Raw genomic sequence first — 12,970 nt, 5'->3', positions numbered from 1 at the left:
GCTCCTTGGTGGGGTGGGCGGCTGTCCCGGAGCCCGCCGGGGCGCGGGCGACCCGCCCCGGCGGGCTCCGGGGTGTCGCACCACGCCCTTCGGGGCGGGCCCGCTACCTGGGCCAGCGGGCGATCTGCACGTTCTCCATCACGCCGACGGCGTCCGGCACGAGGATGGCGGCGGAGTAGTAGGTGGTGACGAGGTAGGACGTGATCGCCTTCTCGTCGAGTCCCATGAAGCGGACCGACAGGCCCGGTTCGTACTCGTCCGGCAGTCCGGTCTGGTGCAGGCCGATGACGCCCTGGTTCTCCTCACCCGTACGCATGGCGAGGATCGAGCTGGTCTTCTCCTTCGTGATGGGGATCTTGTTGCAGGGGAGGATCGGGACCCCGCGCCAGGCCGGGACCTGCTGACCCCCCAGGTCCGTGTGGTCCGGGTAGATCCCACGCGCGTTGAACTCACGTCCGATCGCGGCGATGGTCCGCGGGTGGGCGAGGAAGAACTTGGTTCCGCGGCGCCGGCAGAGCAGCTCGTCCATGTCGTCCGGGGTCGGCGGGCCGGAGTGCGTCTGGATGCGCTGCTTGAAGTCGGCGTTGTGGAGCAGGCCGAACTCCCGGTTGTTGACGAGCTCGTGCTCCTGGCGCTCGCGCAGCGCCTCGATGGTGAGCCTGAGCTGCTCCTCGGTCTGGTTCATCGGCCCGTTGTAGAGGTCGGCGACCCTGGTGTGGATCCGCAGAATCGTCTGGGCGACGGAGAGTTCGTACTCGCGCGGATTCAGCTCGTAGTCGACGAACGCGCCGGGCAGCTCGTGCTCGCCCTGGTGACCGGCCGACATCGCGATCTCCGCCTCACCGCGGTGGTTCTGGCGGCGGTCGGAGAGCGACGAGAACTCGTCGAGGTGGGCCCGGAGTCCCGGTGCCGTGGCCAGCACGGACTCGAAGTCGGAGCGGGACAGGGTGAGCAGGGTGCCCGAGGTCTCGGCCGTCGCGGTGTACTCCCACAGGGCGTCGCCGTCCAGCAGGGCGTTCTCGCCGAACCGGTCGCCGTCGGCGAGCACGTCCAGGGCGACCTCGTCGCCGTAACCGCCGACCGACGTCTGGTTGATGCGGCCGTGTGCGATCAGGTGGAGCTTGTCCGCGGGCGTTCCGCGCTCGACCAGCGTCTCGCCGGCGCGGAACTCACGCTGGACGCACCGGTCGGCGACGGCGGTCAGCACCTCCACGTCGTCGAAGCCGCGCAGCAGGGCCAGTTCACCGAGCTCCCGGGGGATCACCCGGACGTGGGCGCCGTCCTGGATGAACTCCACCGTCCCGTCGCCGACCGTGTAGCTGAGGCGGCGGTTCACCCGGTAGGCCCCGCCCTTGGTCTCCACCCAGGGGAGCATGCGCAGCAGCCAGCGGGAGGTGATCTCCTCCATCTGCGGGGCGGACTTGGTCGTCGAGGCGAGGTTGCGGGCAGCCGCTGTGCCCAGGCTGGACTGCCTGGGCAGCTCAACGCGCACATCCGGGCTCGGGTCAACAGTCATCGGGCACGCTTTCCTTGGTCAGGGCGGTGACGCGCGAAAAGGAACGCCATCGGTCAACAGCGGGAGAAAGAGGGGCATTTGAACGGGAACCCGTCCAGATCGAGAAGAACACTAATGGCCCTGTCGCCTGCTGGACCAAGGGAAGTCGCAGACATTAACTCGATACGATGATCGCGGCCGCGGAATGTTTGTCGGGGTACCGGCTGGATTCAGCCGTGCCCCGGGGTGCGCCCCGACGGGTGACCGGCTCGGCACCCTCGGTGCGCGATCGTCGCTCCGAGCGGAGCGGGAGCGCCGGATGCCAAGGATCCAGCGGGTTGTCGCGCCGGGGAGGCGGGCCGTCCGCCATCGCCGCAGGGCCGACGCGTGAGCGCCGGCGCCGGGTCCCCTACGGCGGAAACGCGTCACCACCGGTCGGCCGGTTGTCGGCGGGGGAGGGTATTCGAGGCCCCGGCCGGAGCGCTGTTCCCTCACGTGGTGCGGCTCCGGGCACCGGAGGCGGGCCGGCTGCCCGTACTGCGGCTGCCGGCGGGGCGCGACGGGCTCCGGCGCACCCCGTGACGGCCGGCCGGCGGTGAGGGCGTGGTGGGTGAGGGTGCCCCGGCCCGTCCTCCTATCCGGCGGCCCCGCCGGCTCCCTCGTCCCCGGCCTCCATGTCCCCGGCCACCGACGGCTCGCCGTAGGCGAGTTCGCTCGCCAGGAGCGCCGCGCCCACGACCCCCGCCCGTGGGCCGAGTTCGGACATCACGATCGGCAGGTTGCCGGTGGCGAGGGGGAGCGAGCGCTTGTACACGACACTGCGGATCTCGGCGAGCAGGGGATAGCCGAGACCGGTCAGGCCGCCGCCGATCACGATCATGGACGGGTTCATGAAGCTGACCAGTGTGGCGAGCACCTGCCCGACACGGTGGCCGCCGGCCCGGATCAGGGTGACGCTCGTGCTGTCGCCCCCGTCGGCGCACTCCGCCACGTCCACGGCGGTCAGGACCCCCCGCTCGGCCAGCCGCTCGGCGAGGGCGGGCGACCGGCCCGACTTCGCGGCCTCCGTGGCGTCCCGGGACAGCGCCACCCCGCCGAAGTACGCCTCCAGGCAGCCGGTGTTCCCGCAGGAGCAGGGAGGCCCGCCGGCCTCGGCCTCGACCTGGACGTGTCCGATGTCGCCGGCGCACCCCTCCGCGCCCCGGTACATGCGGCCGTGGTGCTGCATGCCGGAACCGATGCCACTGCCGATCTTCACGAAGAGCAGATGGTCCACGGTCCGCGCGACCCCGCTGTGCTGCTCCCCGAGGGACATGACGTTGACGTCGTTGTCGACCACGACGGGGCAGCCGTGGGCACGGGCCAGGGTGTCGCGCACCGGGAACCGGTTCCACCCGACCATGATCGGCGGCGAGACGGGTACCCCCTCCCGGAAGCTCACCGGCCCCGGCAGTCCGATGCCGATGGCGTCGAGCCGGGTGTAGTGGCCCTGCTCGGCCAGGGAGCGCAGCAGTTCGCTGACACGCCCGAGCACGGCGACCGGACCGGAGCGGATGTCCGCCGCCTCGGAGCAGGAGGCCACCGGTGCGAGGGCGCCGTCGGTGATCTCGATGTCGATGGAACTGGCGCCCAGATCGACGGCGGCGAACCGCACCCCGGGATCGATCCGGACGAGGGTGGAGCGCCGCCCGCCGCGCGAGGCGGCGGGGCCCGCCTCGCCCACCCGCCCGGCGGCGACCATGCGGTCGAGTTCGCCGAGCAGCCGCGGGCGCGGAACCTCCAGCCGGTCCGCGAGCTGGGCGCGGGACAGCGGGCCGTTGTCCCGCAGCAGACTCAACACGCGGTACTGGAGGTTCACGGACTCACTTCCTCTGGATGCCCCAGGACGGCTTTCGCCGGTTGTCGTGGGGCGGTACGGGGCCGGGCACCACGCCGCCGGGCAGGGCCCGTGTCCGGGGGCTGCGGGGCGGGGGCGACTCCCGGTAACTTTTTCACAGAACGCGGAAAGTTGCGGCACTGTTGACGGAACTCCCCGGGCGGGTACCACCGCCGGGAGACGGGTCCGGTCACCGGGCCCGGGCACAGAACTGCCCCGCCGGTGACAGCGGGGCAGTTCCGTTCGTCCGGGGTCAGCCGGTGGCGCCTCCCTTCAGCGCCCGGGCGCTCCGTGCCAGAGCGGCGCCGGCCGCACCGTCCGGCACCAGGGCGGTGTCGGAGGCGGAGACCGCGAACGATTCCAGCACGGCCGCCGCCTGCGCGGTGCGGCCCGCGACGGCGTGCGCCTCGGCCTGCGAGAGCCGGACGGTCAGCCGCTGCTCGCCCTGCGCGGTGATCAGGCCGTCGGACCGGAGCCGCGTGATCAGCGCGCGGATGTCCGCGTAGGAGGTGCGGGTCGTGAAGGACACCGTCCTCGTGGTGGTGTTGCCCGCCCTGTCGCGGGCCCTGACCGTCAGGTCATGGTTGCCGAGCGGCAGCCGCCACAGCTCCAGCGCCTGCCCGGAGGTGACGGGCTTGCCGTCCAGCGTCGCTGTGGCGGTGGCACCGCCGGACACCGCGTCCTGCGCCGAGAAGACCGGTGTCAGGCGTCCGGAGTCCCCGTGGACGCTGCCCGCGTCGAACCCGCTCACGGCCACCGTGGGACCCGTGCGGTCGATCCGTACGGTGAGTGAACCCACCTCGGAGACGTTGCCGCCGTTGTCGGTCGCCCGGTAACGGACGGTCGTGGCACCCTCGTTGGAGAGAGTGACGGCCGCGTTGGCCGACTGCCAGGTGGTTCCGCCGTCCACGGAGTACTGACGGCTTGCCACCGTCCCGTTGTCGGTCGCCGAGACCGTGAGCGACACGTTGCTGGTGTACCAGCCGTCGTCGCCGTTGGGCCGGGGCGGGTTGAGCGTGGCCGTGACCTTGGGCGGGGTCCTGTCCGCGACGCCCGGCCCCTGGAAGGTCAGCGAGTCCAGCTCGACACCGCCGGAGCTGGTGACGAAGACCTCGCCGCTGCCCGAAGGCGCGTTCTTCAGGCCGGTGGTGACGGTCTGCCAGCCCTCACCGGCCGGGACCGCGACGGTGGCGAAGGGCTCCGCGTCGGCAGCGCCCCAGCGAAGTGCCAGGGTGCCGGCACCGTTGGCCCGGGTCTTCACGCCGGTGATCCCCGCGAACGAGACCGGGTCGTAGGCGATCCAGTCACCGGCGTCGAAGGAGGTCAGCTTGCGCTGTCCGGACGCCGTCGTGTCGTCCGTGATCGTGACCCCCTCCGCCGAGTCGTAGTGTTCGGCCTGCATGAGAGCCGGGTTGAGGACCACCTGGGCCTCGCCGGTGGCCGGCGGGACGCCGCCCGCACCCTTGTCCGTGTAGGTGATCCCGAGTACGCCGAAGACGTTCTCGGTGTCCCCGTGCCCCGCGTCGGTCGGGGTCACGACGCCGCCCGAGCAGCCGGTGCCGCTGTTGACCGGGTGCCCGTGCTGGTTGTGCCCGAGCCCGAAGGTCCAGGCGGCCTTGGCGCAGTCCGGCGTGCTGCCGTCCTCGGGGTCCTCGACGGAGATGCCGTACGGCACGGCGTCGCCCCAGTTGAAGAACCCGCCGTCGGGCGGCGAGGTGATCCGCACCGTCGGCGCCGTGTTGCCCACGGTGATCTGACGGCTCGACAGGCCGGACTTGCCCTGGGGGTCGGTGACCTTGAGCCGGGCCTGGAACTGCCCGTTGTCCGGGTACGTACGGGTGGCCGTGGGCCCGGTGGCGTCGAAGGTGCCGTCGCCGTCGAGGTCCCACTGGTAGGTGAGGTCACCGTTCTCCGGGTCACTGGAACCCGTCGCGTCGAACGAGACCACCAGCGGGGCCTGACCGGACGTCCTGTCGGCCTTGATCACCGCGGTCGGCGCCTTGTTGCCCTCGGCGTAGTCGATCCGGTAGAGGCCGGCGTCGGGGTTCTGGCGGAAGAAGCCGTCGCCGTAGTCGAGGACGTAGAGCGCGCCGTCCGGGCCGAACTCCAGGTCCATCGGGTTGTCCCACGGCGGGATGCCGTTCTGCGAACGCTCGCTGTTGGGCAGGACGTTCTCCAGCTTGCTCACGGGGCCGTCCGGCCCGTCGAGCGTGAACGCCGCGACGTAGTCCTGGGAGAACTCCCCGAAGAACGCCTTGCCGTCCCAGTACTCGGGGAACTTGCCCGGGGAGGGGTTGTCCGCGTCGTAGTGGTAGACCGGTCCGGCCATGGGGGCCTGGCCGCCGGGGCCGCCGGGTCCGCGGAAGGCCGTCAGCTCGGGCCACGGCTGGTCGGTGTCCCGGTCGCCGTACCAGAGCGTGGCGGGCACCGACGCGGGCAGCTCCGTCAGGCCGGTGTTCCAGCGGGAGTCGTTGACCGGTGCCGCGCAGTCGAAGGCCGGGCCGGGCGTGAGGGTGGCGAAGTCGAAGTCCCGGTAGGGGTCACTGTTGTCCCCCGTGCAGAACGGCCACCCGCTGTTCATGGGCTTGGTCGTGGTCTGCCACTCGACGTACCCCATCGGCCCGCGGTTGGGGTCGGCGGTGCCGGCGTCGGGACCGTAGTCGCCCCACATCACCGCGTCGGTCTCGCGGTCCACCGCCAGCCGGAAGGGGTTGCGCAGCCCCATCACGAAGATCTCGGGACGGGTTCTGGCCGTCCCCGGTTCGAAGAGGTTCCCCTCCGGGATCGTGTAACTGCCGTCCTCCTGGACGTCGATCCGCAGGATCTTGCCCCGCAGGTCGTTGGTGTTGCCCGCGCCGCGGCGCTCGTCGAGCCCCGGGTTGTAGCCGGGCGCGTCGTTGATCGGCGTGTAGCCGTTGACGTTCGGCCCCGACGCGGGCGTGTTGCCGCCCGTCGCGAGGTAGAGGTTGCCCTCCCCGTCGAAGTCCACGTCACCGGCGACGTGGCAGCACTGGCCACGGTTCACGTCGACCCGGATGATCTCCTGCGCGGTGGAGAGGTCGAGCTTGTCGCCGGTCCACTTGAAGCGGGTCAGGGTGTCGTAGCCCTCCCACTGCTTCCAGTACGAGTCGTCCTGCCCGGCGGGCAGTTGGAGCGGTGCGGAGCCGGCCGGGGTGTTCAGCGGCGGCGAGTAGTAGAGGTAGACCCACTGGTTGGTGGCGAAGTCCGGGTCGAGCGTGACCGTCTGCAACCCCATCTCGGAGTTCTGGTAGACGTCGACGTGGTTCACGACCTTCGTGACACCCGAGCCGGGGTCGGTGAGCCGTACGTCGCCGTTGCGGGCGGTGTGCAGGACGCGGTTGTCGGGCAGCACGGCGAGGTCGATCGGCTCGCCGGTGTCCTTGGTCAGGGTGACCTTCTCGTAGTTCGACCAGTCCAGGGCGTGTTCGTGGCCCGGGTGCGCCTGGGCGGCGGGCGCGACGGCCACACCGCCCATCGCGGGCAGTGCCACGAGCAGGGCCCCTGTGATCAGGCGTCTCAGGGTGCGGTGCACGGTGATGCGTCTCCTCGATCGCTGGCGGAAAGGAGCGGACACGGAGGCGCCGCCGCGCGGAGGCGCCTCCCTTCTGCGAGGCCCTCTCAGCCGAGGAGCCCCTTGATCGCGGTGAAGCTGCGCTCCGCCGCACCGAGCGAACCGGGGGGATTGGGAAGGGTGTTGGGCGCCGTGTCCTGCTCCCAGATGCCCACGTGGGAGGCGCGTGACCCGATGTCGCGGACGAACCTCTCGTACGGGAGGTCACCGGCACCGAACTCGACTATGTCGAAGCCGTTCGCGTTCGCCGCGTTGGCGTCCCCGTCCTTCATGTGGAACAGCGGGTAGCGGTAGGGCTGGTTGCGCACATACGCGGCGGGGTCGAATCCGGGCCAGCGGTACTGGCCCACGTACGCCCAGTAGATGTCCAGCTCCAGATAGACGTGGCGCGGATCGGTGTTCTTGAGGAACACGTCGTACAGCCGGACCGACGGCTGGTCCGTGGCGAACGCGAACTCGCCCGCGTGGTTGTGCTGGTAGAGCTTCAGGCCGCGTGCGGTCGCCGCGGCACCCCACACGTTGAACTCGTCGGCGGCGGCGCGGTAGCCCGCGACCGTGTTCAGGTTGGAGGGCGCGTTGGCGGTGCCCACGTGCGGCATCCCCAGGATCTGCGCGGCGTCCAGCTCCGCCTGGAGGTTGGTGCGCAGATTGCCGATGCCGACGTGGCTGCCGACGGCGCGCAGTCCGTTGTCGTCGAGCAGGGTGCGGATCTCCGGGAGAGTGATCTGCCGGCCCAGGATGGAGGTCGACTGGGTGTATCCGGCGAACTCGATCTCCTTGTAGCCGATCCGGGCCAGCTCGGGGAGGACGACGCCGAAGCCGAGCGCGCTGACCTTGTCCCGGATGCTGTAGAGCTGGATGCCGATGCGGTCCTTGGGGATGGACAGATTGCTCGGCGCGGACGCCGCCGCGGCCGCGGGGCTCAGGGCGGCCCCGGCGACGGAGGCGGCGGCGACGGCCACGGTGGTACCGGCGGTGGCGCGCAGGAACGCCCTGCGGTCGAAGGACTTGCGGATATGACTCACGGTCACTCCTGGGGAAAGGGGAGAAGGGGGTACGGATCGGGGCGTGCGGCCGGGCCGCTGCTCGGCGGTGCGCCCCGCGACGGCGTTCCCACGGGCGGTGGAACGCGGCTGTACGGGCAGGGGCGGCCGGTGTGCGGACCGGCCGGACGGCTGGGCGAACCTCCGTGCTCCACGGAGGGGCGGGGGTACGGCGACGGGGGGTGGCCGCCGTCACCGCCCGCCGGTGTCGCGTGCGCCGTTGGAGATGCCGTGCGGTGTCAGAGGCGGGACGGGCCCGCCCCGTGGGCGTCGGCCTTCGCCTCGGCGGCGCGGGCGGCCGCCTTCTCGGCCAGGTCCGCCCCACGGTCCTGCGGTGCGGCCTTCTTCGCGGAGCGGGCGGCCGACGCGCCGGCCGCGGCGGTCTCCCCGGTGACGCCGCCGCGGACACGTGCCAGCTCGCCCACGGCCAGGACGGGGTTGTTGCCGGTCGCGGTGAGCCCGCCGCGCACGATCGCGTTGTCGAGCACGGACTTGGCCGTGTTGTCGGTGACCGCGAGGTTGCCGCCGAAGTAGGAGGCGCCCGCACAGGATCCGAGCAGGCCCTCGCCGCCGATCTGGAGGGTGTCGGCGTTGCCGGTGTACGTCGCGGCGCCGTACACCTCGCTGGCGCAGAACACGCCGCCGAGGGTGTTCCCGCCGACCGTCAGCGCGCCCTTGACGGTGGAGTCGTACACGTCGCTGTACTGGTTGTTCTCACCCGTCAGCGAACTGTTGAGGGTGCTGCCCGTGACGTACAGCTCGCCCGCCTTGCTGCTGACCGCCCCGCCGAGCGTGGAGTCGACCACGTAGACGAACCCCTCGGTGGCGTCGACCGCCTTGAGGGTGCTCTTCTCCACGTGCGCGCCGAAGGCGGAGGTGGTGGTGAGGGCGCCCTTGACGGTGGTGTCGGTGAGGTCGAGATAGGCGTTCTCGCCCACGGTGACCGTCCCGTTGAAGGTGGCACCCGCGGCCACGAGGTCGGCACCCGCCTCGACCGTCACCGTGCCCTTGACCTTGGTGCCGGTGAGGGTGCACGACTTCCCGGCCGGAACGACCAGGTCGTTGGTGACGGTCACGGCCCCGCCGTCACCGACGCAGGTGGTGTAGAGCGCCGCCTGGGCGGATCCGGTGAAGGCCACCAGGCTCCCGGTCGCCACCAGTGAGGCCGTGGCGATGAGCGTAAGAATCTTCATGTCGCTTCCCTTCCGCTGCGGTCGCGGCAGAGTCGGTGACCCGGCCGGTTTCCCCTGTGTCGAGGGGGCTGAAACGGTGCGTGAGCGACGACCGCTGGGAGCGGCGGTCGCCCGGTGCCTCGTGACGGGCGGTTGCCCGGCCGTGGGGGGAGAGACGTGGAAAGACTCGTGAGGTGAGGGGCGTTCGGGGGAACGTCCGTGGGCTGCGGTGTTACCTGGACGAAACGCATGTCTCGGTGGGCCGAGAGATTAGGACGCCGCGCGTGGGACTGTCCAGAGGTTCGGTGCGAATCTCTTAAACTTTCTGATGATTCATCAAAAGGTGTGCGGAGCCGGTGAAAAGACTGGTCGGGCCATCCGGGGACCCCGAGCGCCGGCGGCACGGTGTGCGGGTGTTCCTGTTCGTGAAGCCGCGCGGGACCCCGGCCGCAGACGACGCCCGCGGGTCCGTGGTGCGGCGCCGGGCCGGCCGATTGAGGTACGCACGGGTGCGGCGCGGGGCCGAGTCGGCCGTCCGGAGGTGCGGACGGAAGCCCTCGGACAAGGGGACAGGACGCGGTGAGCCGCTGTGCGGCACAGGTCGGGCGCGGGTCCGTACGCCGCGACCGGGGCTGTCGCGCGGTCGCGGAGGCCGCCGGTGCGTGAGGGTAGGCCCGCCACCCCAGGGGTCGTTCCGGCGTTCCCACTCGGGAAGGCGGGGAACCCATCCGTGCGCGTCCTCTCCGCCAGGACGGAAACGGCGACGCGGCCCGGATGCGTCGGACCTGCGACAGGGGCTGGAAGGAGGCAGCGGGCCGATGGCCGGACGCGGCCCGGAACGACGCCTCCCGGGGCGGCCGTCGGCGCCCGGCCCGCGCGCCCCGCCGGATGCCGGTGAGGAACGCCGGGGAGCGCGATCGGCGGCGGCTGCCGATCCGGTCGTGCCGCTCGCGGCCTGTCACTGCCGGGGCGCGGCCAGCAGAACGGGCGGCCCCGCCTTGCGCGGTGGGTGTCCGAGGGTGTCCCGCCACCGAGCGTGCGGCGGACCGGTCGGACGGTCACGTGGGCAGCTGCGGGGGAGCGGGCGCTCTGCGCGGCGAGGAAACCCCGTCGACGCACGGCGGTGCGGTGCCCGATCATGCGTCCATGCCTCTGAAAGACACCCTTGCCCGGGTCGACGCGGACCTGGCCAACGGCCGGGTACCCGTCGCGCGCCAGCGTCTGCGTGGGCTGGTGTCGTCCTACCCGGACGACCTGATGCTTCGCCGGCGCCTGGCCGAGGTGTACCGGCTGTACGGAGAGCCCGCGGAGGCGGGCCGCTGGATGTATCTCGAACAGGACAGGGACGCGGGTGAGACCTCCGCCTTCGAGGCGAGGTACCGCACGGCTCGGCAGCGTATGCGGGCACTTGCCTGGAAGGGGCATGAGTCCCTTGCCCGGACAGCCTTCGCCGGGGAGCAACTGGCTGCGGTGCGCAGGGCTTGTTCCGAGGCCCTGGGACGCCCCGTCGACTGGGACACGGTGCCGTCCGACGAGAGGGAGGACGGCCGGCGGCACGGCTCCTTCACCGGGTTCCTCGCCGGGGCCGGATGCCTGGTGGCCGCCTTGGTGTGCGTCGCGATCTGGGTGAACGGACTCGTCGCCCTCCTCGGCTGACGCGGGACACCGGGGCCTGCGGGCGGGGCTGCCGCTCGGGGTGCGGCCGGGGCGGTCCGGGATCCGGCCGTGGATCACCGCGTGGGCCGACAGGTCCGTGCGGCACGCTCCTCGTGGCGCGCACCGGCCGGCCAGGGAACGTACGCGCCATCCGCCGAGCGCATCGACCTTCTGACCGGGGTGGTCGCGCTGCACGCGGAAGCGCCCGGACGGGGACTTGCCGGCCGGATCCGGAAGGGGTGCTCCGGCTGATGGTCCCGGTGACCCGCGAGAGATCACGGGCTTCCCCGTCCGAGGCGTGCGGGCGCCGGAGCTCCTCCGCCCGCCGTACCGACCGGCACGGCGGGCTGCCGCGTGCCGGCGGGCAGGCCTCACGGGGTGTCGGTCAGCAACGCCCCTGAACACGAGCGTGACCAGCGGCTGGAGTGCCGCGGCCGCCCGGTCCCGGGTGCGCGCTTCGTGCCGCTTCCCCGGGGCGGGGCGGCCTGCCGTACGCGTCGCATCGGGAAGAGGGACCGCGATGGAGCGGCTTTTCCTGCTGTTTGTGTAAATACACGCGTTCTGTGCATTTACGGCTTCTGGTGGTGCGGTTCGGTATTCACTCTCATTCCGGCCCTCTTGATGCTTAACATTGTTATTCCTTGTGATGGCTGTGTGGCCACAGAGGGAGGTCCGTCGCAAGTCGATGCGCCCATTGGGCTAATTTTCGAAAGCGGGCTGACGTCCGGGTTTTGGGTGGGAGATCACCCGATCGGCGTCTTTTCCGCAATGAAAAGCTTACTGTTCCTGGTGGTGTGATGGATGCCGTCCGTCCGAAGTCGGGGCCCTGTGTGCCGGTAAATGGAACTCGTTGAACGTCCGTGATCGGTGTAGTCGTTTCTGGTGATAGCTGTCGCGCTTGCCACTCCCGATCGACATCCAGACGAAAGTTCTCCTGTGGCCTGGGGAAGGTAATTGGTCTACGATGATGCGGGGCAATGCTCCGGAGGCAATGAATTGATGCTGTGGGCCGACGGGCTGTTGTCCTGTAATGCGCATTATGAAAGTCGTATTTCCGGCCAGGAATTGGCTTCACGAATTCCTGGGTTCGCGCTCGACCTGAAAAGCTTCACACGCTTCACGCGGGAACACTCCCGCCTTGTGCACTGAGGTGAGACGGAGGTGTGGACCCATGGTGAGGCCGGCGGAGCTGCTGGAAGAGCCCACGATCGAGGACGGTGCCTCGGCGTGGCGGATCGCACGCGATTCCCGCGTGCTCGATGTGAATTCCTCCTACAGCTACCTGCTGTGGTGCCGTGACTTCGCGGCGACCTCCGTGGTCGCCCGCGACGAAACGGGCAAGGCGGTCGCCTTCGTCACCGGGTACATCCGCCCCGAGGTGCCCGGCACACTCGTCATCTGGCAGATCGCCGTGGACGAGGAGAAGCGCGGTCGTGGTCTGGCCGGGGCCATGCTGGACCACCTGGCCGCCCGTCTGCGGTCCCGGGGCGTCCTCCAGCGTCTGGAAACGACGATCAGCGCCGACAACGAGGCGTCACAGCTGCTGTTCCGCTCCTTCGCCGAGCGGCACGGGGCGCCACTGGAACGGGAGGAGCTGTTTCCCGCGCGGCTCTTCCCCGACGCACATGAGTCCGAACACCTTTACCGCATCGGGCCACTGGCTCAATCTCCCGTCCCGTCGTACGGAGCCCAGCACTCGGATGCTCGCCACTAGGAGCGTGTCATGAAGACGACCAACCCCCATGCCCTGAGTGTCTTCGAGAGCCTTGAGTCGGAGGTGCGGAGCTACTGCCGCGGCTGGCCCGTGGTGTTCGACCACGCCTTGGGTGCCCGGCTCACGGACGAGGACGGACATTCGTACCTGGACTTCTTCGCCGGTGCCGGATCCCTGAACTACGGCCACAACAACCCGGTGCTGAAACGCGCGCTGATCGACTACATCGAGCGTGACGGGATCACGCATGGCCTGGACATGGCCACGACGGCGAAGCGGGCGTTCCTGGAGACGTTCGAGAACGTCATCCTGCGTCCGCGTGACCTGCCGTACAAGGTGATGTTCCCGGGGCCGACGGGCACGAACGCCGTGGAGTCGGCGCTGAAGCTGGCGCGCAAGGTGAAGGGCCGTGAGTCGGTCGT

At 70.7% G+C, this 12,970-nt stretch carries 8 protein-coding genes; 3 read left to right on the top strand and 5 right to left on the bottom strand.

All coding sequences use genetic code 11. The annotated features are described in order from the left end of the window. Nucleotides 1-103 precede the first annotated feature (103 nt). The 5 genes from ACFVS9_RS25950 to ACFVS9_RS25930 form a co-directional block, all read right to left on the bottom strand. Entirely contained in the window at nucleotides 104-1,516 is a 1,413-nt protein-coding gene (locus tag ACFVS9_RS25950) for a family 2B encapsulin nanocompartment shell protein (protein ID WP_383118596.1), read from the bottom strand. A 613-nt stretch (nucleotides 1,517-2,129) separates the two neighbouring features. Next, entirely contained in the window at nucleotides 2,130-3,353 is a 1,224-nt protein-coding gene (locus ACFVS9_RS25945; protein WP_383118595.1) for an ROK family protein, read from the bottom strand. A gap of 271 nt (nucleotides 3,354-3,624) precedes the next feature. Next, on the bottom strand, nucleotides 3,625-6,924 hold the full coding sequence (locus ACFVS9_RS25940; RefSeq protein WP_389935902.1) for a PQQ-dependent sugar dehydrogenase: 3,300 nt from the start codon (nucleotides 6,922-6,924) through the stop codon (nucleotides 3,625-3,627). 86 nt (nucleotides 6,925-7,010) lie between these two features. Then, entirely contained in the window at nucleotides 7,011-7,988 is a 978-nt protein-coding gene (locus ACFVS9_RS25935) for a sugar phosphate isomerase/epimerase family protein (RefSeq protein ID WP_383118593.1), read from the bottom strand. A gap of 257 nt (nucleotides 7,989-8,245) precedes the next feature. Then, nucleotides 8,246-9,199, bottom strand: a complete 954-nt coding sequence (locus ACFVS9_RS25930; protein WP_389935899.1) for a hypothetical protein — start codon at nucleotides 9,197-9,199, stop codon at nucleotides 8,246-8,248. Nucleotides 9,200-10,324: 1,125 nt separating this feature from the next. Here ACFVS9_RS25930 and ACFVS9_RS25925 point away from each other — a divergent pair. The 3 genes from ACFVS9_RS25925 to ACFVS9_RS25915 form a co-directional block, all read left to right on the top strand. Continuing rightward, the gene (locus ACFVS9_RS25925) at nucleotides 10,325-10,834 is read left to right on the top strand and encodes a DUF6584 family protein (protein ID WP_389935896.1); all 510 of its coding nucleotides are present in this window, start codon (nucleotides 10,325-10,327) and stop codon (nucleotides 10,832-10,834) included. Between the two features lie 1,171 nt (nucleotides 10,835-12,005). Continuing rightward, nucleotides 12,006-12,548, top strand: coding sequence for a diaminobutyrate acetyltransferase (ectA, locus tag ACFVS9_RS25920; RefSeq protein WP_383118590.1), 543 nt, complete (start codon nucleotides 12,006-12,008; stop codon nucleotides 12,546-12,548). Between the two features lie 9 nt (nucleotides 12,549-12,557). After that, on the top strand, nucleotides 12,558-12,970 hold a 413-nt coding region (locus ACFVS9_RS25915), incomplete at its 3' end, for an aminotransferase class III-fold pyridoxal phosphate-dependent enzyme (protein WP_389935893.1).

It is taken from the genome of Streptomyces sp. NPDC058008, from assembly GCF_042886395.1.
Taxonomy (GTDB): domain Bacteria; phylum Actinomycetota; class Actinomycetes; order Streptomycetales; family Streptomycetaceae; genus Streptomyces.
The sequence above is the reverse complement of the archived record's forward strand: the minus strand, read 5'-3'. Positions and strand labels throughout refer to the sequence as shown.